The sequence below is a fragment of the Nonomuraea basaltis genome (genome assembly GCF_005893125.1).
GTDB classification, from domain to species: Bacteria; Actinomycetota; Actinomycetes; order Streptosporangiales; family Streptosporangiaceae; genus Nonomuraea; species Nonomuraea basaltis.
This window is the reverse complement of record NZ_VCJS01000003.1, coordinates 20,742-42,125: the sequence shown is the minus strand read 5'-3', so window position 1 is coordinate 42,125 and position 21,384 is coordinate 20,742. Positions and strand designations below refer to the sequence as shown.

Below are 21,384 nucleotides of genomic sequence, written 5' to 3'. Positions count from 1 at the left end.
ACACTCAGCCGCCTGGCCCGGCCAGGCAGTGAACCGCCTCCGGGCCCGCCGTGGTGACTCCCACCACCTCATACGCGCGTGAGCCCGCGGCCGTCACCACGCGGACCCGCGCGCCGAGCCGGGCGCCGGCGCTCACCGCGATCTCGGTGTCCGCAGTCGGCGCCCGCCCCGAGACCAGCTCGTACGGCGCCGCACGGGCGGCGGACCAGGGACGTCCGACGGCGGGCGGCCCGCCGGCGAGCTGCGCGGGGAAGACCCGGTCCACCACGGCATCGGGGAACCGGGCGGCCGGCTCGGCGGCCAGCCCGCGGGGCTCGGCGAGCGGCGCGCTGCTGCCGCCCTGCCAGGTGTCCACCGTGAGGCTCTGCTCGGGGATCACCACGACGGGAGCAGCGGCGTAGCGCTGCGGCCCCCGGTCGGGCGAGGAGACGGCGGAGGCCAGTACCTGGCCGAGCGTGGCGATCAGGGCGGCGCCGAGCGCCAGGGCGGCGAACGTGCCGGCGAAGGACACCCAGCGCGTGCGCAGCGTGGACCAGGCGATCCTCAGCACGACGCCTCCAGCTGCAGCATCCTGGTGCCGACCAGCTCGGCGGTGGGGTCGTGCAACTCGCCGTACACCCGGCCGTCGGCCAGGAACACCACCCGGTCGGCATACGAGGCGGCGACCGGATCGTGGGTGACCATGACGATCGTCTGGGCCTGCCCGTCGACGAGCGTGCGCATGAGTCGCAGGACGTCGCGGCTGGTGTTCGCGTCCAGGGCGCCGGTCGGCTCGTCGGCGAAGAGCACGGCCGGCCTGGTGATCAGGGCACGCGCGATGGCGACGCGCTGCTGCTGGCCGCCGGACAGCTCGGCGGGCCGGTGGCGGGCGCGTTCAGCCATCCCGACGGCCGCCAGGCTCTGCCGTACCAGCTCCTTGCCGGCTCGCCGGCCCGCCAGGCGCAGCGGCAGGCCCACGTTCTGCTCGGCGGTGAGCGAGGGGAGCAGGTTGAACGACTGGAACACGAAGCCGATCCTGTCGCGCCGCAGCAGCGTCAGCTTCCTGTCGCCGAGCTGGGCGAGATCGCGCCCGTCCACCACCACGCGGCCCGAGCTGGGCCGGTCGAGACCGGCCGCGCACTGCAGCAGCGTGCTCTTGCCCGAGCCGGAGGGTCCCATCACGGCCGTGAACGTGCCGGGGCCGAAGCCGATCGTCACGTCGTCCAGCGCGGTGACGCCGTGCGCGTAGTGCTTGGTGACCGAGGACAGCTCCACGGCTCGCGGATGATTCATACCGAGAACGCTACGAACGCGCTTGTCCGGGCGGTACCGGACAAGTGACTAGGATGCGGTGATGCTGTGGGGGCGGGCGGCCGATCAGTCGGCGATCGAGGAACTGCTCGAACGGACTCGCGACGGGCGCTCCGGCGTCATGGTGATCAGAGGCGAGCCGGGCATCGGCAAGACGTCGCTGCTGGAGTACGCCGGGCAGCGGGCCGCGGGCATGCGCGTGCTGCGTGGCATGGGTATCGAGACCGAGGCGGAGATCCCGTTCGCCTCGCTGCACCTGCTGCTGCGCCACGCCCTTGACCGGGTCGGTGCGCTGCCCGCGCCGCAGGCGGCCGCCCTGGAGGGCGCTCTCGGCCTGGCGCCCGCCGCCAGGGACGATCAGCTCCTGGTCGGCCTGGCCGTGCTGTCGCTGCTGGCGGAGCTGGCCGAGGACGGCCCGCTGCTGTGCCTGGTGGACGATGCGCACTGGCTGGATCAGGCCTCCGCGCAGGTCCTGCGGTTCGCCGCGCACCGGCTGCATGCCGAGGGGATCGCGATGGTGTTCGGGGCGCGGGACGGGTTCGATCCCTCGGGCCTGCCCGAGCACCGGCTCCCGGGGCTCGACAGGGAGTCCGCTCTGGGGCTGCTCGGCGAGGCGGCGCCCGGGCTCGCCGGGCCGATGCGCGATCGGATCGTCGAGGAGAGCGCGGGCAACCCGCTCGCGCTGCGCGAGCTGCCGCATACCGGCCTGCCCGGACTGCACGACCAGAGCCCGCTGCCGCTTCCGGCCCGCATCCAGGAGGCGTACGCCGCCCGCATCGCCGAGCTGCCCCCGGACGCGCGGACGGCGCTGCTCGTCACCGCGCTGACGGACGGCGGCGACCTGGCCGTGATCAGGCGGGCGGGCGAGGAGCTCGGCCTCACCCCGGCCGCCCTGAGCGCGGCCGAGCGTTCCGGGCTGATCAGGATCACCGGTGGGCAGGTGAGCTTCACCCACCCGCTGATGCGGGCGGCCGCCTACCAGCACGGCACGTACGACCTGCGGCTCGAGGCCCACTCGGTGCTCTCCCGGCTGCTCGAAGACCAGCCGGACCGGCGCGCCTGGCACCTGGCGGCCGCCGCGACGGGACCGGACGAGGCGGCGGCGCTGGCGCTGGAGCAGGCGGCGCAGCGGGCCCAGGACCGCAACGGCAACGCGGGGGCCTCCGCCGCGCTCGAACGGGCTGCCGCCCTCACCTCGGACCAGGCGCTCAAGGCCCGGCGGCTGACCTCGGCGGCGGTCGCCGCCGCCGACGCGGGACAGCCCGCGCGGGCCAAGCGACTGGCCGAGCGCGCCGCGGAGCTCGTCACCGACGCGCGCTCCCGGGCCCGGCTGTCGGAACTGCGCGCCCGGATCGCCTTCGACGAGGGCGCCCCATACCTGGCCCACGACCTGCTGGTCGCGGGCGCGCAACACCTTTCAGAGGTGCCGACGGCCGAGGCGGCGGATCGGGTGGCCGCCGGGCTCATGCTCATCGACGCCGCCCGCAACGCATGGCAGCTGAGCGACCCGCCCAGGGTCGCCGAGGCCGCCTCCCGCCTGCACGCGCTCGGCCTGCGCCCCGAGGACGACCTGGACCCGGCGGTGCAGGCCGTGACCGGCGCGGCGGCCTGGCTGGACGGAGGCCCGGCCGAGGCCCTGCCCATCATGCGCGGCCTGGTGGCCGCGGGGAGCCGGATCCCCTCGGGAGCCCATGCCTTCAGGATCAACGCCTCCTTCGTGGCCATGCTGGTCGGCGACTTCCAGACCGGCCACGACATCTCCGCCGCCGTGGCGGGCGAGTGCCGCGCGAACGGCGAGATCGGCAAGCTTCCCCTGGCCCACGTGACGCTCGCCGCCGCCGAGCTGTACCTGGGCAGGTTCAGGGACGCCGTGGCCACCGCGACGGAAGGACTGCAACTGGCCTCCGACACCGGCCAGCCGAACCGCGCCGGCTACCTGGAAGGCGTCCTGGCCTGGATCGCCGCCGTCCAGGGCGACGCCGGCTGGTGCGCCGAGCTGGCGGCGAGCTCGTACGACCGCTTCGACGCCAACCGCATCGCCAACGGCCTGGCCTGGGCCGAATGGGCGCTGGCCCTGCTCGACCTCGGCCACGGCCGCTTCACCGAGGCGCTCGATCGCCTGGACGGCGCCATGACGGGCCCGGTACGCCACCAGATCCAGGCCGTCTACTTCGCCCCCGACCAGATCGAGGCGGCGGCCCGGCTGGGCATGGCCGCCGACGAGCCCCTGCGCCGGTTCCAGGAATGGGCGCTCGCCTCGCGCTGTCGCCGCAGGCGACACCAGCTCCCCGACGGCCGACGTCGCCCCCGCCCTGTCCCCGCAGGAGCTCCAGATCGTCCGGCTGGCCGCCAAGGGCCTGACCAACAGGGAGATCGGGGCCCAGCTCTTCCTCAGCCCCAAGACCGTCAGCTACCACCTCTACCGTGCCTTCCCCAAGCTGAACGTGGCCAGCCGCGCCCAGCTCGCCGGCCTGGACCTGTCCTGAATGTGACAGAGCAGACAACGGCTCCAGGAATGGCGGGTGATCGCTCCGGCGCTTTAGCCAAAGAGTGAAGGGGAGAACGCCATGACCATCCTTGTCGCCTATGACGGCTCGGCCGACGCGCGTACCGCGATCGAGTTCGCCGCCAAGCATCTCGCGGCCGAGCCCACCATGATCGTTACGGTGTGGGAGCCGCTGCTCGTGCAGTTGCGGAAGTACCCGCTGGCGGCGGCCGCGATCTCCCCGGACACGGGGGACGAGGCGCAGGCCCAGGCCGAGGCGCACGCCAAGGAGGGCGCCGAGCTGGCGATCGCGGCGGGACTCGCCGACGTGACCTATCGGGCGGTGGCCGACAACGAGTCGATCTGGAAGACGATCGTGGATGTCGCCGACGAGATCGACGCCTCGCTGGTGGTCACGGGCTCGCGCGGCCTGGCCGGGGTCCGATCGGTGCTGCTCGGCAGCGTCTCCAATCACGTGCTGCACCACGCCCGCCGGCCCACCCTCATCGTCCCGCCCGCCAAGACGCTTCGCTGAGGCAGCTCAGTTCGGGGTGAGGTCGCGGAGGGCCGACAGGCCCAGCCAGGCGCGGCCGCCGGTGAGCGCGTCGAGCGTGGTGACGGCCTGGACCAACAGCGCGGGAGGCCGCTAGGTGACCGCGGTCATCATGGTCCCGACGCGCAGCCGCTCCGTCCGCGCGGCGACGAATCCGAGCGTGGTGCATGCCTCCAGCATCTCGCTCTCGTGCGGAGCGGCGGTCGGATCGGCCTGGACGAGGTGGTCGGAGACCCACAGGGTGTCGAGGCCGGCGTCGTCGGCGGTGCGGGCGAGGCGTACTAGGTCGACGTCGGCTGAGCAGCGCGTGCGTGCTCGGCCAGTGCTCATGATCCACTGAAAGCGCTCACGGAATTGCGGGCCTACAATCTGAGCCTCAGTGCTGGGCCATGTCAACGAAGCGTGAGTAGTGTCCCTGAAAGGCGACGGTGACGGTGGCAGTCGGCCCATTTCGATGCTTAGCCACTATCAGGTCTGCCTCACCTGCTCTGGGCGACTCGCGCTCGTAGGCATCCTCGCGATGGAGCAAGATGACCATGTCCGCATCCTGCTCAATACTTCCAGATTCGCGCAGGTCGCTAACTTGGGGGCGTTTGTCCGTTCTTTGCTCGGGGCCGCGGTTGAGCTGGGAGATCGCGATGACGGGGACCTCAAGCTCCTTGGCCAGCAGCTTGATCGCACGCGAGATCTCGGAGACCTCGTTCTGGCGGCTCTCGGTCTTCTTCGGCGAGCTCATCAGCTGGAGGTAGTCGATGACCACGAACCGCAGGTCGTTGCGCTGCTTGAGCCGCCGGCACTTGGCTCTGATCTCCATCATCGACATGTTGGGCGAGTCGTCGATGAACAGGGGCGCCTCGGCTACCTCGCTCATTCTGCGGGCCAGGCGCGTCCAGTCGTCGTCGCCCATCATCCCCGACCGCATGGCGTGCAGCGCGACCCTGGCCTCGGCGGACAGCAGACGCATGGTGATCTCATTGCGGGACATCTCCAGCGAGAAAATGACCGTGGTCATCCCATGCTTGATCGCCGCGGAACGAGCGAAATCAAGGCCCAGCGTACTGTTGTGGGTCGGAATGCATGCCCGGCTGGCCAAATACATATGGTCTTCGTTGTCCACCTCGACGCACCGCACGGGCTGTGACGGAATCGGGCGCACATCCACGATGTACCGGAGCCGCGTGGCCGGTTGGTCGGCGGTGACCTGCCTGGCGGCCTTGCGAGCCAAGCGAAAGACCTTGTCCGACGTAGTAAAGTTGATCATGTAGCAGATCGAGGAGGCTTGCGTCCGGCCTTTGACTGGCTTGGTACGCATGGTGGCCCGATAGCCAAGGCTCACGATGAGTTCGTGCACATCGCGCGCGAGCCGTTCGTTGGTCACGGCGAGCTGGATCTGCCCGGCGCTGCTTATGTAGCCGTCGCTGTCGAGCAGACCAGCCAGCAATTCCCGGCGCTGCCGTTCGGAGGCACGCAGGTAGATGGCCGGAATGTGCTTGTTTCCGAGTACGCCCAAGGTCCGAAGGGTCCCTTGCACGGTGCCGTGCGTCTTGTGACACGCGCCCAACCAGACACCCAGCACATATGGCGCAAGTGGGAGATCTTGTTCATCCAGCTGGAATGCGGCTGATACCGCGACGGCATGGTTGGGCCGCCGATCCGCTGAATCACATCGAATGGTCGCAGCGATCTCCTGGGTAGTGACCACAGTCTTGTGCAGTGGTGTCGTGGCAGCGTTCTTGGGCGTGACGACCTGGTCGTACAGACCGCCGAAGAGCTTCACTGCCGGATATGCGCGGGTGTGCCGAACATATCGGCCGGGGCTCGGACCACCCACTTCGATCGGCACCTTGCCGATCGAGCCGATCTCCTTCTGCACCGCCCTTCCGGCTCCCCTGGAGGCGCGCGTGGTGGTGCGCCACTGATGCTGAGCGTCCGCGACGATCGTCGTACCGTCGCTGAACTCCACCTCATAGCACGGCCTGTCGTACATGACCTCGGTGGCCGCGACCACCCGGGTCGGCCGCCCGTCGGCTCCGATCAACTGATCGCCGACCTTGACTTCGCCCATCGTCGTCCACCCGGTCGGCGTGGGCAGCGGTGTGTCGAGCGCCAGAGCCTTCCCGATGGCCGGGCGGGCGGCCACGACGATCATCTGGCCCGGGTGGAGGCCGTTGGTGAGCTGGTCGAGGTCCTGGAAGCCGGTCGGTACGCCGACCATCTGGCCGCCGCGGCTGCCGATGGCCTCAAGCTCGTCCAGGGCGCCGGGCATGATGTCGGCCAGGGGCGCGTAGTCCTCCGAGGTGCGGCGCTCGGTGACCTTGTAGATCTCCGCCTGGGCGCGGTCCACGAGGTCATCGACCTCTTCGTTCTGGCCGCCGTAGCCGAAGGAGACGATGCGGGTGCCGGCCTCGATGAGGCGGCGGAGGATGGCCTGCTCTCTGACGATCTTGGCGTAGTAGCCGGCGTTGGCCGCGGTGGGGACGACGGCCGTGAGGGTGTGGAGGTAGGCGGCGCCGCCCACCCTGGCCATCTCACCGCGTTTTTGCAGCTCGTCGAAGACGGTGACGGCGTCGGCCGGCTCGCCCCGGCCGTAGAGGTCGGTGATGACGTCGAAGACCATCTGGTGGGCCGGGCGGTAGAAGTCGTCAGCACGCAGGATCTCCACGACGTCGGCGATGGCGTCTTTCGACAGCAGCATGCCGCCCAGCACCGACTGCTCCGCATCGATGTTGTGCGGTGGTGTGCGCTCGAAACCAGGACCTGCCCCGGTCTCTTCGTCAATGCTCACCGCGCCCCCTCGAACAACCTTGCAGGCGGTCGCACCACCCCCACTTGTAGTCGACCGGTGTGACAGTTTCGCGGAGTCGGGGTCCATCGGCAACGCAGCCTGTGGATAACCCTGTGGTCAAGCTGTGGACGACGGCGCCCAGGGTGTGAACGGCCTGTGGATCGACCTGGGGATAACTCTTGCGGAAATCCACCGAAGTACTCCTGAGCAGGGCGAACAGTATCCACCGGCTGTGGAGAAAAGAAAGTTGTGCCGACACGCCGTGTAATGGCCATAATGGACAAATGCCCATTACATCCAGAGACCGGGAGATACTACGGCTGGCCATACCGGCGTTCGGCGCGCTCGTGGCCGAGCCGCTCTTCCTGCTGGCCGACTACGCCATCGTGGGCCACGGGCTCGGCACCACGGCGGTGGGCGCTCTGGGCGTGGCCGGCGCGGTTCTGGCGACGCTGGTGAACCTGTGCGTATTCCTGGCCTACGGGACGACGGCGTCCGTGGCGCGCCAATCTGGCGCTGGGAACCACATGCGGGCCATGCGCAGCGGTGTGGACGGGATCTGGCTGGCGCTGGGCATCGGCGTGGCATTGATCGTGCTCTGCTGGCCGCTGGCCCCTGCCATCGTGCAGTTGTTCGGGGCCGGCGAGGGGCAGACCGCGCAGGCGGTGACGTACCTGCGGATCAGCCTGCTCGGCGCCCCCGGCATGCTGGTCGTGCTGGCCGGCACGGGCGTGCTGCGCGGGCTGCAGGACACGGTCACGCCGCTGGCGGTCGCGGTGGGCTCATTCGCACTGAACGCGGTGTTGAACGCCTGGTTCGTGCTGGGACTGGAGTGGGGCATCGCCGGGTCGGCCTGGGGCACCGTGCTGGCGCAGACGCTGGGTGCGGCCGTCTACCTGGTCGTGGTGGCCAGGGGCGCGCTGCGGATGGGCACGTCCCTCGCGCCTGGCCTGGCAGGGGTCAGGCAGGCGGGCACGGCCGGGTTCGCGCTGCTCATCCGTACCGTCTGCCTGCGGATCGTGCTGCTCGCGGCCACTGTGATCGCCACCAGGATGGGCGAGGCCGAGCTGGCCGCGTACGCCATCGCCATCCAGGTGTGGACGCTGCTCGCATTCGCGCTGGACGCCATCGCCATCGCCGGGCAGGCCATCACCGGACGCTCACTCGGCGCGGGAGACGTTGCCGCCACCAGGGCCGCGACGCGGCGCATGGTCCAGTGGGGCATCTGGTCGGGCATCGTGCTGGGCCTGCTGGTGATCGCGGCCAGGCCGGTGCTGCCGGGGTTGTTCGACGCCGATCCGCTGGTCGCCGAGCTGCTGCTGGCCCTGCTGTGGCCGGTGGCGCTGTTCCAGCCTGTCTGCGGGGTGGTGTTCGTGCTCGATGGCGTGCTGATCGGCGCGGGCGACCAGCGCTACCTGGCCTGGGCGGGGGTGTGGACGACGCTGGCGTACCTGCCGGCCGCCCTCCTCGCCTCGGGCCTCGGCGTCGTGGCCCTGTGGTGCGCGCTCGGCGTGTGGATGATCGCCCGGCTGATCACTCTGGTACGCCGCGCCGCCGGCACTGCCTGGCTGGTGACCGGGGCCTAAACGCGGACTTCGTTCGCAACCTGCAGTGGACCGCTGAACGCGGCCCACTGTAGGTGCAAACCCCGCAACCTGCAGTGGACCGCTGAACGCGGCCCACTGTAATCGTCTCGTGCTTGCTGTTGTCCATGTGGTGAGACATTGTGGGCGAGTTCCCTGAGCGGGGTGTTCCTTGTCCACGATGTCCACGATTCTGCGACGACTGCCGCCTTCGGAGGCGACCGGCCTGCGCACCGGCGCCCGGCACAGCCTGTCCGAGCTCTACCGTCCGGCCGACCTGGTGGTGCTCGGGCTCGGCGTGATGATCGGTGCCGGCATCTTCTCCATCGCCGGCCAGCAGGCGGCCACCACGGCGGGGCCCGGCGTGATCCTCTCCTTCATGATCGCGGGGATCGCCAGCCTGCTGGCCTGCCTCTGCTACGCCGAGCTGTCGTCCACGATGCCGACCTCGGGCAGCGCCTACACCTTCACTTATGTGATCTTCGGTGAGGTCTGGGCCTGGATCATCGGCTGGGCGCTGATCCTGGAGCTGCAGTTCGCCGCCGCCGTCGTGGCCAGGGCGTGGGGCCTGATCACGGTCGGCGCGATCATGAATCTCGGCGTCCGCGTGCCGAACCCGGACCTCGTCGCCGACATCCTCGTGTTCGTCATCCTGGTGCTGCTCACCGGCATCGTGGCGCTAGGTGCCCGGATCGGGCTGCGCGCGCTGTGGGTCATGGTGGCGGCCAAGCTGCTGGCCATCGGCGCGGTCATCGTCGTGGGCCTGACGCACCTCGACGCCGACAACTTCGGCGAGTTCTACGTCCCGCCGAAGACGCTGACCACCCCGCCGGCGACCGTGCTGGAGTTCCTCGTCGGCGAGAGCCACGCGTTCGGCTGGTTCGGGATCTTCACGGCGGGCTCGGCCATCGCGTTCGCGTACATCGGGTTCGACGTCGTGGCCACCGCGGCCGAGGAGACCGTCAACGCGCCCCGCGCGGTGCCCAGGGGCATGATCCGCAGCCTGGTGATCGCCACCGTCATCTACATCGCGGTGGCGCTGGTGATGGTGGGCATGGTCTCGTACACCAAGATCTCGGTGGAGGCGCCGCTGGCCAGCGCGTTCCGGGCGGTGGGCGTGGACTGGATGGCGCACGTCATCGACGCGGGCGCGGTGCTCGGGCTGACGACCGTGATCCTGGTGCTGATCGTGGGACAGACGCGGGTGCTGTTCTCGATGGCCCGCGACGGCCTGATCCCGCGCGGTCTGGCCTCGGTCAGCCGCCGCTACCACACGCCGTCGCGGGTGACGCTGGTCATCGGGGTCGTCGCGATCGTGCTGGCCGAGTTCGTGCCGGTGCTCACGCTGCAGGAGCTCGTGGTGATCGGGACGCTGTTCGCGTTCGCGTTCGTGGCGGCCGGGGTGATCGTGATGCGGCGCCGCATGCCCCATCTGGAGCGCGGGTTCCAGGTGCCGCTCTCGCCGCTGGTGCCGGCGCTGTCACTGCTGGCCACGTTCTGGCTGATGGTCAACCTGGGGGTGATGACCTGGGCGTGGTTCGCCCTGTGGATGGCCTTCGGCCTGCTGGTCTACCTCGTGTACGGCCGCCGCCACAGCCTCCTCGCCAGGCCGCGCACCGCCCTCGAGCCGGTGCGCGGCCGGCATCGGCGCTAGAACCGCCTCGATTCGAGCACACTCCGCAGGAACTCCCTGGTCCTGGCGTTCTCCGGATCCGTGAAGAGCTTCTCCGCCGGCCCCTTCTCGAGCAGCACACCGCCGTCGAGAAAGCACACCGTGTCCGAGATGTCGCGGCAGAAGCCCATCTCGTGGGTCGTCAGGATCATCGTCATGCCCGACTCCTTGAGCTCCCTGATGATCCCCAGCACCTCGACCACCAGCTCGGGATCGAGCGCCGAGGTGACCTCGTCCAGCAGCATCAGCTTGGGCTGCGTGGCCAGCGCCCTGATGATGGCCACCCGCTGCTGCTGCCCGCCGGACAGCCGGTCCGGGTACGCCCGCGCCTTGTCCGCCAGCCCGAACTTGGTCAGCAGCTCGTGCGCCTGCTCCTCCGCCTGCTCCTTGGCCACCTTGTGCACCCGGCGGGGCGCCAGCGTGATGTTGTCCAGCACGGTCATGTGCGGGAACAGGTTGAACGCCTGGAACACGATGCCCAGCCGCTTGCGCACGCTGTCGACGTTCACCCGCGGGTCGGTGATGTCCTCGCCGTCGAGGAAGATCGTGCCGTCGTCCACCGTCTCCAGCAGGTTCACGCAGCGCAGCAGCGTGGACTTGCCCGAGCCGGAGGCGCCGATCAGGCTCACCACCTCGTGCGCGTGCACCTCCAGGTCGATGCCGCGCAGCACGCTGTGGCCGTGGAAGTTCTTCCACACCCCGTCGATCGTCAGCAGGCTGTGTCTGATTGGTCGCTCGCTCATGCGCCGCGCCTCCTGCGGGTGCGGGCGGCCAGGTGGTCGGTGAACCTGGCCATGGGGATGGTGAGCAGGATGAACAGCAGCGCCGCCGCCAGGTAAGGCGTGTAGTTGAACGTGCTGGTCACGTGGATCTGCGCCTGCCTGAGCGCCTCCAGAGGGCCGATGGTGGCCACCAGCGCCGTGTCCTTCTGCAGCGAGACGAAGTCGTTCAGCAGCGGCGGCACGACCCGGCGGGTGGCCTGCGGCAGCACCACGTAGCGCATGGTCTTGGCGTGGCTCAGCCCGAGCGAACGGGCCGCCGCGACCTGGCTCGGGTGGATGGACTCGATGCCGGAGCGGAACACCTCGGCCACGTACGCGCCGTAGGAGAGCGTCAGCGCGATGATGCCCAGCGTCGCCAGATCGGATGGAATGCCCTGCAGCCTGAGCGCCGGGAGCCCGAATCCGATCAGGTAGATCACCAGGATCGTCGGCACGCCGCGGAAGACGTCCGTGTAGAGCGTGGCCAGCGCCCTGATCGGGAAGAACGCGGGCGTCGTGATCCCCCTTGCCAGCGCCACGAGCAGCCCGACGACCAGGATCAGCACCTCGGCGATCAGGAAGATCTTGACGTTGAGCAGGAACCCGCTCAGCACGTCGGGCAGCGCCGCGGCGAACTCCCCCCAGTCGAAGAACGTCTCCCGCACCCGCGGCCAGCCCGGCGAGTTCGTGACCGCCCACACCGCCAGGACGATGAACACGATCGTCGAGGCCGTCGCGATGGAGGCCGAGCGGTGGGCGTACGACCTGCGCACCTGCTCCCGCTGGAGCTGCCGCTCGGATTTGACCCAGTCACTCATGCGCCCTCCTTCGTCGGTCGCATGAGTGACAGTCGGCTGTATCTGATTGGTCGCTCGCTGCGCTCGCTCATCGCAGTTCGGGCGCGCCCACGGCCGAGCCGAGCCACTGCTCCTCGATCTTGGCCAGCTCACCGTTCGACTTCAGCGCGTCCACGGCCTTGTCCACGCACGACTTGAGCGCGCTGCCCTTCTCCATGACCAGCCCGAACTCCTCCGGCGTGCCGCCCGTCGAGCTGAACTGGCCCACGATCTTGGAGTCCTCGACCTGCGCGGCCGTCACGTAGAACGCCGTCGGCAGGTCCACGACCAGCGCGTCCACCTGCTTGTTCTTCAGTGCGTTCACGGCGTCGATCTGCTCGTTGTAGACGTTGGGGTCTTCGCCCGGCTGGATGACCTTCTTGACGGCGTCGAGCGAGGTCGTGCCCACCTGTACGCCGATCTTCGCGTCCTTCAGCTCGGCCAGGCTCTTCGCGTCGGCGTACTTGCCGCCCTTGATCGCCACGATGGCCTGCTTGACCGTGTAGTAGCCGTTGCTGAAGTCGACCGCCTTGGCGCGGGCAGGCGTGATCGAGACCTGGTTGATGTCGAAGTCGAACTGCTTCTCCCCCGGCGCGAACGCCGAGTCGAACTTCACCGTGCTCCACTGCACCTCGGTCCGGTCGAAGCCGAGCTCGCCGGCCACGGCAAAGGCCACCGCGCTCTCGAACCCCTGCCCGTTGCTCGGATCGTCGTCCTTGAACCACGGCTCGAAGGCCGGCTTATCTGTCCCGATGGTCAGCTTCCCGGGGTTGATGAGCGAGAGCTGATCCTTGGCACACGCGGTGGACGTCGTCGGACCGGCCGACGTGCTCGCCGTGTTGTCGACCGGCGCACAACCGACTACCGCCACGGCCAGCGCGAGCAGCATAAAAGAACGGGCCATGGCCAAGCCTCCAGGGGGAACGTGCCGAAGAACGAAGGCATTCTACGCGTGCCTGATCGGAAATGACGTATGAGGGTGCTCCTCACCACGGCAAACGGCCAAGGTGGGGCTCGCGTAACGGCGCTCAGCCGGTGAAGGGTCAGCGGCCGTTTCCTGGAGGGCGCTCGGCCGAAGTGCGGCGGTTGGCGGCCACGGCAGCGCGTCAAGAATGGAAAAGCCCCCCTCCGAACGGAGAGGGGCTCTGATCACAAAGATCAGCCAGCGACAACCTCAACATCCACCGAAGCAGAAACCTCCGGGTGGAGCTTGACGGTGACGCGGTGGGAGCCGACGCTCTTGATCGGGTTGACGATCTCGATGCGGCGGCGGTCGAGGATCGGGCCACCGGCGGCCTTGACGGCCTCGGCGATGTCGCCCGTGGTGATCGAGCCGAACAGGCGGCCGGAGTCGCCCGCGCGAGTGGTCAGCCGGACGCGCAGGGCGCCGAGCCGGCCGGCGACCTCCTTGGCGGTGCCCACGTCGCGAATCTCGCGAGCGTCGCGAGCCTTCCTGATGGTCTCGATCTGCTTCTCGGCCCCGCGGGTCCAGCGCATGGCGTAGCCGCGCGGAATGAGGTAGTTACGGCCGTAGCCGTCCTTGACCTCGACCACGTCGCCAGGGGTGCCGAGGCCGGAAACCTCGTTGGTGAGGATGAGCTTCATATCGACAGTCCTCCTTAGCGCGCGGTGCTCGTGTAGGGCAGCAGGGCCACCTCACGGGCGTTCTTGATCGCGGTCGCCACGTCACGCTGGTGCTGGGTGCAGTTGCCCGTCACCCGGCGCGCACGGATCTTGCCGCGGTCGGAGATGAACTTCCGCAGCAGCGCCGTGTCCTTGTAGTCGACGTAGGAGATCTTGTCGTGGCAGAACAGGCAAACCTTCTTCTTGGGCTTGCGCAGTGCCGGCTTTGCCATCGTGGTGCTCCTTTCAGAGCCCCGCCGTTCAAAGCGGGAATGGACTCGGACTGATAGGACTGGTTTAGAAAGGCGGTTCGTCGCTGAAGTCGTTGCCGCCGCCGCCGCCGAAGCCGCCGCCGCTGCTCTGCTGGCCGCCACCGCCGCCGCCGCCGCCGAAGCCGCCGCCACCGCCGCCCTGGTAGCCGCCACCCTGAGGCGGGGCGGGCGACGCGGAGGCCCACGGGTCGTCGGCCGGACCGCCGCCGAAGCCGCCGCCACCGCCGCCACCCTGACGGGAGGTGCGGTTGACCTTGGCCGTGGCGTTACGCAGAGACGGGCCGACCTCGTCGACCTCGACCTCGTAGACCGTGCGCTTCTCGCCTTCCTTGGTCTCGTAAGACCGCTGCTTGAGCCGCCCCTGCACGATGACCCGCATGCCGCGCTGGAGGCTCTCGGCGGCGTTCTCCGCCGCCTGCCTCCACACGTTGCAGGTAAGAAAGAGGCTCTCGCCGTCCTTCCACTCGTTGGTCTGGCGATCCATGAACCGCGGAGTGGACGCGATGCGGAATCGAGCCACCGCTTGCCCCGTTGGGGTGAAGCGCAGCTCCGGGTCGTCGACGAGGTTGCCGACGATGGTGATTACGGTGTCGCCTGCTGCCATGGCTAGCGCTCGCCTTCCTGCACGCCTTCGCTTGGGTTACGGCTCAGACTACGGGTGTTCCCCGACAAAAACCGGGGTTAGTGCACGTCCGGGCGGAGGACCTTGGTGCGCAGGATGCCCTCGTTGAGGTTCATCTGCCGGTCGAGCTCCTTGACCGTCGCGGGCTCCGCGGACAGGTCGATGACGGCGTAGATGCCTTCCGACTTCTTGTCGATGTCGTAGGCAAGACGGCGACGGCCCCAGACGTCGACCTTCTCCACGGTGCCGCCGTCGTTGCGGACCACGGTGAGGAACTGGTCGAGGGACGGCGCGACGGTGCGCTCATCGAGCGAAGGGTCCAGGATGACCATTACTTCGTAACGACGCATGCGGGACTCCAACCTCCTCTGGACTCTTGCGGTCACGACACTCTGCCGTGACAGGAGGACGCTGACGTTTGGACCGGAGACGCCCCTTTCGGCGCCGCCGGGCGACGGATCATCCATCACAACGCAGCGTGCCCCAGGTTACCAGCCGCGAGTAGGTGGGAAGGCCCTTAGGAAACCTAAGGGGGTGGTGGCTGTGCCACATGTGCTTCAACCCTCGGAGAGGGAGAGGTTCAGGCTCACGCTCAACACGGACGGGCGTCCGCACCCGATCGAGAACGTTCTGGCCGTCGCCACGCTGGCGCTGGGCGTCGTGGCGTTCGTCTCGACGTTCTGGATCGCCGCGCATCCCATCTCGGCCTGGGCCGGCACGCTCGGCTTCGGCGTCGGTCTCTACTCTCAGTACGTCTCTGAGACCACGCCGCAGCGCTCGCTCAACATCGTCGGGCTCGTGGGGTCGTTCGTGGGGGCCGCACTCGGCATCGCCCACGGCGGCTTCCTTCCCCACCCATGAGCCCCCGCTCATGAGCAACGGCCCCGGGTTTCCGGGGCCGTTCTTATATGTCGTTCATCCGTTGATGTGCAGGTCTATTCCGAGCAGGACGAGGAACCAGAGGAACACCGCGAGCAACGCCTCCGCGACGTCCCTGAGCAGCCCCACGGTGATGTAGTCGTAGATCCAGGCCACGTAGAGCCCGATCGCCACGTAAATCAATAAGATCAGCGCCCGCCAGCGCCACCTTGTCATATCGCTTCTCCTCGCGTAGGGGGCGCATGGCGACTGCCCCTGTACGCCCCCGCCAAACCGCGTCCGATGGTCGCGCCCACACGGGCTCCGCCGGTTACGCAGGCCGCCGCTCTCCGCCCCGGGCTCGCCGCCGCTCCGGCTAAGCTCCTGACCATGGTGCGAATCGGAGCTCACGTCGATCAGGACGACCCCGCCGCTCACGCCGAGGAGGTCGGGGCCGAGGTGGTGCAGTTCTTCCTCGGCGACCCCCAGGGCTACGACAAGCCCGTGCTGCCGGCCAAGCCGGTCGAGGGTGTGGACATCTACATCCACGCGCCCTATCTGATCAACGTGGCGACCACCAACAACCGCATCAGGATCCCCAGCCGCAAGCTGCTGGAGCAGCACCTCAAGGCGGCCGCCGGACTCGGCGCCAAGGCCCTGATCGTGCACGGCGGCCATGTCAACAAGAGCGACGATCCACAGACCGGGTTCGACAACTGGCGCAAGGTGTTCGAGCGCATGGAGTGCCCGATCCCCGTGCTGATCGAGAACACCGCGGGCGGCGGCAACGCGATGGCGCGCAAGCTGGAGCGCATCGCCCGGCTCTGGGACGCGCTCGACGGGTTCGACGTGGGCTTCTGCCTCGACACCTGCCACGCCCACGCGGGCGGCGAGGAGCTGATCGACCTGGTCGACCGGGTCAAGGCCATCACCGGCCGCATCGACCTGGTCCACTGCAACGACTCGCGCGACGAGTTCGACTCCGGCGCCGACCGCCACGCCAACCTGGGTCAGGGGAGGATCGACCCGGAGCTGATCCTGGCGGTCTGCCGGGCGGCCGAGGCGCCGATCGTGGTGGAGACGCCGGCCGCCGGCCAGGCGGACGACATCACGTTCCTGAGGAAGAACCTCTAGCGATACACACAGCCTGTGGATAACTTCCCTGGATTACCGAGACGAAGAAACGGGTATAGGCCTCAGCCCGCCCACGCCCCACTGAAGAACCGGACGGCGTTGACCAGCATGAGCGGCCCCGAGACGAGGGCGTAGAGCGCGATCACCCACGCTCTCCTGGTCGCCACCCTGGCGACCAGCACCCACAGCGGGAACCACAGCAGCAGCGAGCGCGGGATCGACAGGTAGTACGCCGACGTCATCAGGGCCGCCGCCTGCGCTCCCGTGTAGACGAGCTCGCTCCACCTCCGCAGCACGAGCAGCCACACCAGCGCCGCGACGACCACCACGGCCCCGGCGATCTCCATGCGGAAGGCCACCGCGAAGTCGTCGGTCCCCATGGCCGAGTGCCAGGTCGTCTTCCACGCCTCCCACGGCCACTCGAACTCGCGCCCCCAGCCTGCCTCCTGCGCGTGCTTCCACGCCAGCCAATCCCCCGACCTGAGGTGGTGGTAATACGAGTACGCCACCAGCGGCGCGAACGGCACGACCAGCCACCCCGCCCGCCGCGGCGACTCCTTGGCCGTGAAGAACTCCACGACGAGCGCGACCGCGAGGAACAGCCCGGTGATCCGCACGCACGACGCGCCCGCGGCCAGCAGCACCGCCTGCGGCCAGCGCCCCTGCCTGGCGGCCAGCCACGCGGGGATGGCGAAGGCCAGGAAGAGCGACTCGCTGTAGCCCGCCGCCAGGAACACCGCCATCGGGAAGGCCAGCAGCGCCAGCACCGCCATCCAGCCGTTCGCACCCTCGATCTCGGCCAGCCTGGCCAGCGCCACCATGGCGACCGCGCCGGCGACCAGCGAGATCAGCAGCCCGGCCGCCGACCAGTCGGGCACCACGAGGTGCACCAGCCGCAGCGCGGCGGGCAGGCCGGGGAAGAACGCGGGAAGTCCCTCGTCCGCCGGCCTGCCGGGCTCGCCGTCGTAGCCGTACTGGGCGATCGTGATGAACAGCCCGGCGTCCCACTTGCGCCACTTGTCGGCGTACTCGCCCAGGGACACCCCGAGTAACGTCGTCACCAGCAGGCCGGCCCGCGAGCCGAACCAGAGCAGCAGCGCATCCCGGACGGGCGAGCGGGTGATCATCGTACGGCGGACGCCAGCCTGAACCGGTCAGGCGCGTCGTCGAAGACGCCGCCGCCCTGGTCGTCGATGTCGGCCTGGCGCACGACGTCCTTGTCCGGACGCAGGATGTCCCGCACGACGAACGCCATCATGATCCCGATCGTGATGATGCGTCCCCAGACGGCGGTGAAGTACGTGTCGTCGCCGATGCCCAGGTCGTCCCGGTCGAGCGGCGGCTGCGAGAGCAGGTAGAGCCAGATGGCGACGAAGTACCAGACCTCGGCCAGTTGCCAGAGCACCAGCGGTTTCCAGTTGGGCCTGGCGAGCACGGCGAACGGCACCAGCCAGAGGACGAACTGCGGCGACCACACCTTGTTCGTCATCATGAAGGCGGCCAGCGCCAGGAAGCAGATCTGCGCCAGCCTGGGCCGCCGCGGCGCGGCCAGCGTGAGCACCGCGATGCCGAGGCACAGCAGGGCCAGCGCCATCATGCCGAGCGTGCTGACGTCGCCCTCGCCCAGGATGGGCCAGCCCTTGTTCTGGAAGAACAGCCACGGTGAGCCCCAGTCGACCCCGCGCTCCTGGGAGAAGACGTAGAACCTGCGCCAACCCTCCCATGCGAAGATCATGAACGGCGCGTTGACCAAGATCCACGCGCCCGCCGCCGAGCCCATCGTGACCAGGAACGCCCGCCATCGCCAGGTGCGCAACGTGAGCAGGAACAACGCGCCCACGAACATCAGCGGGTAGAACTTCGTCGCGATCGCCAGCCCCAGCAGCACCCCGGCGAGCACCTGCCGGCGCCGCCCCCAGGCCAGCAGCATGCCCATCGACAGCGCGCCCGCGACCAGGTCCCAGTTGATGTACGCGGCCAGCACCACGGCCGGTGAGATCGCGTACCAGAGCGCGTCCCACCGCCGCGTCGGCCCGGCCACCGCGGCCATCAGCAGCACGCCGATCACCAGGCAGATGCCGAGCAGGACCACCGTCAGGTCGTAGAACCTGACCGCTTGCGCGACCTGGTCGATCTCCAGGGCCCGGGCGATCCAGCTGATCACCTGCATGACCTCGCCCAGCACCACCGGGTATTCGACCTGCTTGTCGAAGCCCACCTGGGCGAAGTAGGGGTTCTGGGTGGCGAGCTGCCGGTCGAAGTAGAGCGGGTAGATGTCGGTGTAGCAGAAGTTCGTGTACGTCGTGACCTGGTCGTTCCAGCCGCCGGTCCGGCACGGCAGCCGCACCACGTACGCGAGGGTCGCCCCCAGGGCCGCGATCAGCCCAAGGGGGAGGAACGGCACGGCACGCGCCATCATGGGGACGCGTACCTCCGTGCTCGTCACTGGTCCTCAGGTCTGGTGGACTTCGGCTCCTGCCCCGAGGGCCGCGGATCGGGCGCGCTGCCACCGCCGCCGCGTCCTCCGTTGTCGCCGCCCTCGGGGAACAACTGGTCATTGCCGCCGTCGTCGACCGTGACGTTGTCGTCGGGGGGCCCGTTACCGCACGGGGGGACGAGGCAGTCCTGGTTGCCGCCCTGGTCGTCGTCGAACGGGTTCTCCTCGTCGCCGAACGGGTCGTCGCTCTGGCTGGGCGTCGGCGTCGGCGTCGGACTTGGCACGATGTTCTCGGGCAGCCCGACCTCGGCCTTCTCCGGGAACTGCTCGATGGGCTTGCCCTCGTGCGCGGCCAGCATGAACCGCTGCCAGGTCAGCGTGGGCGGACCGGCGCCCTCGAAGCCCAGGGACACCTCTTTGGAAGTGGTGTACGGATTGTTCGGCGTGTACTTCTTCTCCTTGGCCGGATCCTTGCCCCGGTACCACGGGCAGTTGGAGTATCGGGGCTGGACGACCTTGCCCGTCTTCGTCACGCACTGCTCGCGATAGAACCCGACCGCGGTGGAGATCTGCGACGTGTAGCCGACGAACCAGGCTTCCTTCTCGTCGTTGTTCGTGCCGGTCTTGCCGGCCGCCGGCCGGGCCCCCAGGCCCTTGCCCGCCGCGGTGCCGCTCCGCAGGACCTCCTGCATGGCGACCGTGGCATCGGCGGCGACGCCCGGGTCGATGACCGACTTGGGAGTCTTCAACTCGGGGTAAGCGACCTGCTTGTTCAGCTCGACGGACTGAACCACGTGGTAGCGGACGTACTTGCCGCCGTTGGCGAACATGGCGTAGCCGGCGGCCTGCTCGACCGGCGTCACCAGGGCGCTGCCGATGGCGAACTGGTAGTGGTGCTCGTCGACGTCCTGCTCCATGCGCTTCGGGTTGAACCCTGCCGCTTTGACGAGGTTCTTCACGTCGTCGAGCCGGTTGGGCAGCGCGAACGCCATCGACGCGAACGCGGTGTTGACCGACTGGGCCGTCGCCTTGACCACGTCGACGGCCGCGCCGACGTTGTGGCTGTTCGTGATGCCACCCCGAGCCTGGCCGGGGAGTTCTTTCGGAACCGTCTGGCTGCCCGGCACGAAGCTCTTGAGCGAGTATCCGGCCTGCAGCCAGGCGGCCAGCACGTACGGCTTGAACGCGGACGCCGCCTGCTTCGTGGACTGGAAGGGCTCGTTCCAGGGGTCCTTGAGATAGTCGTCGCCGCCGTAGAACGCCAGGACGCGGCCGTTCCTGGTGTCCACGGCGGCCAAACCGGCGTGGAACTCGTTCGACATGCTCGCCATCTGGCTCTTCACCGCGGTCTTCGCGGCCTCCATGAGCTTTCTGTCGAAGGTGGAGGTGATGTCGTAGCCGCCGCTCTCGATCGCCTCGCTGGTCAGGCCGCGCTCTGCCAGCTCGTTCAGCACTGCTCTGACCATGTAGCCCTTGAGGCCGCCCATCTCGTTGTTGTCACCGAGCTTGCGCGTCTTGGGGAACTCCGCGGTCTGCGGGAGCTGGGCGTACTTGTCCGGCCACTGCTCGGCCATGTACTGGACGACGGTCTTGAAGCGGTCCTTGAGCGCGGGCGCGTCGGGCTCCCAGTTCGGCTGCTGGATCCGCGCGGCGAGGTAGGCGCTCTGCACGGGTGTCAGCTTGGCGGCGGTGACCTTGGGGCCGAAGTAGGCCTTCGCCGCGGCCTCCACGCCATAGGCCCGGCCGAAGTTGACCGTGTTCAGGTAGCGCTTGAGGATCTCGTCCTTGGTGAGCGTCTCGTCGAGCTTGACCGCGACGAAGATCTCGTTGACCTTACGCTTGATCGACACTTCCTGGCTGAGGCCGTCGTAGTAGTTGCGGGCCATCTGCTGGGTGATCGTCGAGGCGCCCTGCAACTGCTGCCCGGTCGCGGTCATCCACACCGACCGGACCATGCCCGGGATGGAGATGCCGGAGTCCTCGTAGAACGTCTTGTTCTCGATGGCGATCGTGGCGTCCCTGACGCTCTGGGCCATCTGCGCGAGTTCGACGATCTCCCGCTTCGTCCCGAGCTTGGCGAGGGTCTTGCCATCCCTGAAGTAGATGGTGCTCTGCTCCGCGATCGCCTCGCCCTGGGTGACGGTGGGCACCGTGGTGTTGGCGTACGCGACCATGATCATGCCAAACAGGCCGGCCGAGAGCACCACGAAGCCGGCCACGACGATCTTCCAGCTCGGCACGAACCTGCGCCATCCACCGCGGGTCTTCTTGGCCGGCGGCCCCGGCGGTCCGGGGGGCTCCGGCGGCCCGCTCTGCCGCCTGCGCGAGCGCCGCGGGCTCTCGCTGATCATGGTCTCTTGGTTACTCACCGTGTGCGTGTCCTGGCGGGCACGTGAGCGCGAGCGCGGCGGCGGCTGCTCGGCATGCTGGGCCGGAGGGGCCCCGCGCCGGGGAGCGGGCTGATCCTCGTACG

The 21,384-nt window shown here is 68.9% G+C and carries 21 protein-coding genes; 6 read left to right on the top strand and 15 right to left on the bottom strand.

The genetic code is table 11. The features are described from left to right. Positions 1-4: 4 nt before the first annotated feature. Together EJK15_RS01800 and EJK15_RS01795 are read right to left on the bottom strand one after the other, a co-directional pair. Positions 5-550: a hypothetical protein gene (locus EJK15_RS01800; RefSeq protein WP_138708573.1), complete on the bottom strand. Its 546-nt coding sequence runs from the start codon at positions 548-550 to the stop codon at positions 5-7. Beyond that, positions 544-1,272 (bottom strand): ABC transporter ATP-binding protein, encoded by a 729-nt coding sequence (locus EJK15_RS01795; RefSeq protein ID WP_138708572.1) that lies wholly within the window; start codon positions 1,270-1,272, stop codon positions 544-546. The genes EJK15_RS01800 and EJK15_RS01795 overlap by 7 nt, the downstream gene beginning before the upstream one ends. A 61-nt stretch (positions 1,273-1,333) precedes the next feature. On the opposite strand from EJK15_RS01795, the gene EJK15_RS78430 reads away from it, so the two are divergent. Together EJK15_RS78430 and EJK15_RS01785 are read left to right on the top strand one after the other, a co-directional pair. Continuing rightward, positions 1,334-3,844, top strand: coding sequence for an AAA family ATPase (locus EJK15_RS78430; protein WP_138708571.1), 2,511 nt, complete (start codon positions 1,334-1,336; stop codon positions 3,842-3,844). Between the two features lie 13 nt (positions 3,845-3,857). Further along, positions 3,858-4,310, top strand: coding sequence for a universal stress protein (locus tag EJK15_RS01785; RefSeq protein ID WP_138708570.1), 453 nt, complete (start codon positions 3,858-3,860; stop codon positions 4,308-4,310). 111 nt (positions 4,311-4,421) lie between these two features. Here the strand turns inward: EJK15_RS01785 and EJK15_RS01780 are convergent, their stop codons facing one another. Together EJK15_RS01780 and dnaB are read right to left on the bottom strand one after the other, a co-directional pair. Next, positions 4,422-4,658 (bottom strand): LLM class flavin-dependent oxidoreductase, encoded by a 237-nt coding sequence (locus EJK15_RS01780; RefSeq protein WP_206060601.1) that lies wholly within the window; start codon positions 4,656-4,658, stop codon positions 4,422-4,424. A gap of 46 nt (positions 4,659-4,704) precedes the next feature. Next, positions 4,705-7,113, bottom strand: a complete 2,409-nt coding sequence (gene dnaB / locus EJK15_RS01775) for a replicative DNA helicase (protein WP_206060600.1) — start codon at positions 7,111-7,113, stop codon at positions 4,705-4,707. A 284-nt stretch (positions 7,114-7,397) separates the two neighbouring features. Between dnaB and EJK15_RS01770 the strand changes: the two genes are divergently transcribed. Continuing rightward, positions 7,398-8,699, top strand: a complete 1,302-nt coding sequence (locus tag EJK15_RS01770; protein WP_138708568.1) for an MATE family efflux transporter — start codon at positions 7,398-7,400, stop codon at positions 8,697-8,699. A 178-nt stretch (positions 8,700-8,877) separates the two neighbouring features. Continuing rightward, the gene (locus EJK15_RS01765; RefSeq protein ID WP_240776709.1) at positions 8,878-10,350 is read left to right on the top strand and encodes an APC family permease; all 1,473 of its coding nucleotides are present in this window, start codon (positions 8,878-8,880) and stop codon (positions 10,348-10,350) included. Here EJK15_RS01765 and EJK15_RS01760 read toward each other — a convergent pair. The 7 genes from EJK15_RS01760 to rpsF all read right to left on the bottom strand — a co-directional run bounded on the left by EJK15_RS01760 (position 10,347) and on the right by rpsF (position 14,832). Then, positions 10,347-11,111, bottom strand: coding sequence for an amino acid ABC transporter ATP-binding protein (locus tag EJK15_RS01760; protein WP_138708567.1), 765 nt, complete (start codon positions 11,109-11,111; stop codon positions 10,347-10,349). The two genes, EJK15_RS01765 and EJK15_RS01760, sit on opposite strands and share 4 nt — an antisense overlap. Beyond that, complete coding sequence (locus EJK15_RS01755; protein WP_138708566.1) at positions 11,108-11,947, bottom strand: amino acid ABC transporter permease; 840 nt, start codon at positions 11,945-11,947, stop codon at positions 11,108-11,110. The genes EJK15_RS01760 and EJK15_RS01755 overlap by 4 nt, the downstream gene beginning before the upstream one ends. Before the next feature lie 67 nt (positions 11,948-12,014). After that, positions 12,015-12,869 carry an ABC transporter substrate-binding protein gene (locus EJK15_RS01750; protein ID WP_138708565.1) on the bottom strand — a complete coding sequence of 285 codons (855 nt, stop codon included), beginning with the start codon at positions 12,867-12,869 and terminating at the stop codon, positions 12,015-12,017. Positions 12,870-13,123: 254 nt separating this feature from the next. Then, a complete protein-coding gene (gene rplI, locus EJK15_RS01745) occupies positions 13,124-13,570 on the bottom strand; it encodes a 50S ribosomal protein L9 (RefSeq protein ID WP_138708564.1) in 447 nt (148 codons plus the stop codon). 14 nt (positions 13,571-13,584) lie between these two features. Next, the gene (gene rpsR / locus EJK15_RS01740; protein ID WP_020543048.1) at positions 13,585-13,821 is read right to left on the bottom strand and encodes a 30S ribosomal protein S18; all 237 of its coding nucleotides are present in this window, start codon (positions 13,819-13,821) and stop codon (positions 13,585-13,587) included. Between the two features lie 64 nt (positions 13,822-13,885). Continuing rightward, positions 13,886-14,464 (bottom strand): single-stranded DNA-binding protein, encoded by a 579-nt coding sequence (locus tag EJK15_RS01735; RefSeq protein ID WP_138708563.1) that lies wholly within the window; start codon positions 14,462-14,464, stop codon positions 13,886-13,888. A 77-nt stretch (positions 14,465-14,541) separates the two neighbouring features. Beyond that, positions 14,542-14,832: a 30S ribosomal protein S6 gene (gene rpsF, locus EJK15_RS01730; RefSeq protein ID WP_026214314.1), complete on the bottom strand. Its 291-nt coding sequence runs from the start codon at positions 14,830-14,832 to the stop codon at positions 14,542-14,544. A gap of 193 nt (positions 14,833-15,025) precedes the next feature. Here rpsF and EJK15_RS01725 point away from each other — a divergent pair, with 193 nt between their 5' ends. Next, complete coding sequence (locus EJK15_RS01725; protein WP_240776707.1) at positions 15,026-15,343, top strand: hypothetical protein; 318 nt, start codon at positions 15,026-15,028, stop codon at positions 15,341-15,343. Positions 15,344-15,397: 54 nt separating this feature from the next. Here EJK15_RS01725 and EJK15_RS01720 read toward each other — a convergent pair whose 3' ends face one another. Beyond that, the gene (locus EJK15_RS01720) at positions 15,398-15,577 is read right to left on the bottom strand and encodes a hypothetical protein (protein WP_138708562.1); all 180 of its coding nucleotides are present in this window, start codon (positions 15,575-15,577) and stop codon (positions 15,398-15,400) included. A gap of 153 nt (positions 15,578-15,730) precedes the next feature. Between EJK15_RS01720 and EJK15_RS01715 the strand changes: the two genes are divergently transcribed. Beyond that, complete coding sequence (locus tag EJK15_RS01715) at positions 15,731-16,474, top strand: deoxyribonuclease IV (RefSeq protein WP_171074047.1); 744 nt, start codon at positions 15,731-15,733, stop codon at positions 16,472-16,474. Between the two features lie 62 nt (positions 16,475-16,536). Here EJK15_RS01715 and EJK15_RS01710 read toward each other — a convergent pair whose 3' ends face one another. Genes EJK15_RS01710 through EJK15_RS01700 form a run of 3 tightly spaced genes read right to left on the bottom strand, consistent with a single transcriptional unit; the run spans position 16,537 to position 21,280 of the window. Further along, entirely contained in the window at positions 16,537-17,601 is a 1,065-nt protein-coding gene (locus EJK15_RS01710; protein WP_138708561.1) for a mannosyltransferase family protein, read from the bottom strand. After that, the gene (locus EJK15_RS01705; protein ID WP_240776706.1) at positions 17,598-18,920 is read right to left on the bottom strand and encodes a glycosyltransferase family 87 protein; all 1,323 of its coding nucleotides are present in this window, start codon (positions 18,918-18,920) and stop codon (positions 17,598-17,600) included. The genes EJK15_RS01710 and EJK15_RS01705 overlap by 4 nt, the downstream gene beginning before the upstream one ends. Continuing rightward, complete coding sequence (locus EJK15_RS01700) at positions 18,917-21,280, bottom strand: transglycosylase domain-containing protein (protein WP_171074046.1); 2,364 nt, start codon at positions 21,278-21,280, stop codon at positions 18,917-18,919. The genes EJK15_RS01705 and EJK15_RS01700 overlap by 4 nt, the downstream gene beginning before the upstream one ends. Positions 21,281-21,384: the final 104 nt, after the last annotated feature.

Coding starts and splice junctions, on each gene's coding strand:
- EJK15_RS01795 (WP_138708572.1), bottom strand. CDS start 1,272: ATGAATCATCCGCGAGCCGTGGAGCTGTCCTCGGTCACCAAGCACTAC.
- EJK15_RS78430 (WP_138708571.1), top strand. CDS start 1,334: ATGCTGTGGGGGCGGGCGGCCGATCAGTCGGCGATCGAGGAACTGCTC.
- EJK15_RS01785 (WP_138708570.1), top strand. CDS start 3,858: ATGACCATCCTTGTCGCCTATGACGGCTCGGCCGACGCGCGTACCGCG.
- EJK15_RS01780 (WP_206060601.1), bottom strand. CDS start 4,658: ATGAGCACTGGCCGAGCACGCACGCGCTGCTCAGCCGACGTCGACCTA.
- EJK15_RS01770 (WP_138708568.1), top strand. CDS start 7,398: ATGCCCATTACATCCAGAGACCGGGAGATACTACGGCTGGCCATACCG.
- EJK15_RS01765 (WP_240776709.1), top strand. CDS start 8,878: ATGTCCACGATTCTGCGACGACTGCCGCCTTCGGAGGCGACCGGCCTG.
- EJK15_RS01760 (WP_138708567.1), bottom strand. CDS start 11,111: ATGAGCGAGCGACCAATCAGACACAGCCTGCTGACGATCGACGGGGTG.
- EJK15_RS01755 (WP_138708566.1), bottom strand. CDS start 11,947: ATGAGTGACTGGGTCAAATCCGAGCGGCAGCTCCAGCGGGAGCAGGTG.
- EJK15_RS01750 (WP_138708565.1), bottom strand. CDS start 12,869: ATGGCCCGTTCTTTTATGCTGCTCGCGCTGGCCGTGGCGGTAGTCGGT.
- rplI (WP_138708564.1), bottom strand. CDS start 13,570: ATGAAGCTCATCCTCACCAACGAGGTTTCCGGCCTCGGCACCCCTGGC.
- rpsR (WP_020543048.1), bottom strand. CDS start 13,821: ATGGCAAAGCCGGCACTGCGCAAGCCCAAGAAGAAGGTTTGCCTGTTC.
- EJK15_RS01735 (WP_138708563.1), bottom strand. CDS start 14,464: ATGGCAGCAGGCGACACCGTAATCACCATCGTCGGCAACCTCGTCGAC.
- rpsF (WP_026214314.1), bottom strand. CDS start 14,832: ATGCGTCGTTACGAAGTAATGGTCATCCTGGACCCTTCGCTCGATGAG.
- EJK15_RS01720 (WP_138708562.1), bottom strand. CDS start 15,577: ATGACAAGGTGGCGCTGGCGGGCGCTGATCTTATTGATTTACGTGGCG.
- EJK15_RS01715 (WP_171074047.1), top strand. CDS start 15,731: ATGGTGCGAATCGGAGCTCACGTCGATCAGGACGACCCCGCCGCTCAC.
- EJK15_RS01710 (WP_138708561.1), bottom strand. CDS start 17,601: ATGATCACCCGCTCGCCCGTCCGGGATGCGCTGCTGCTCTGGTTCGGC.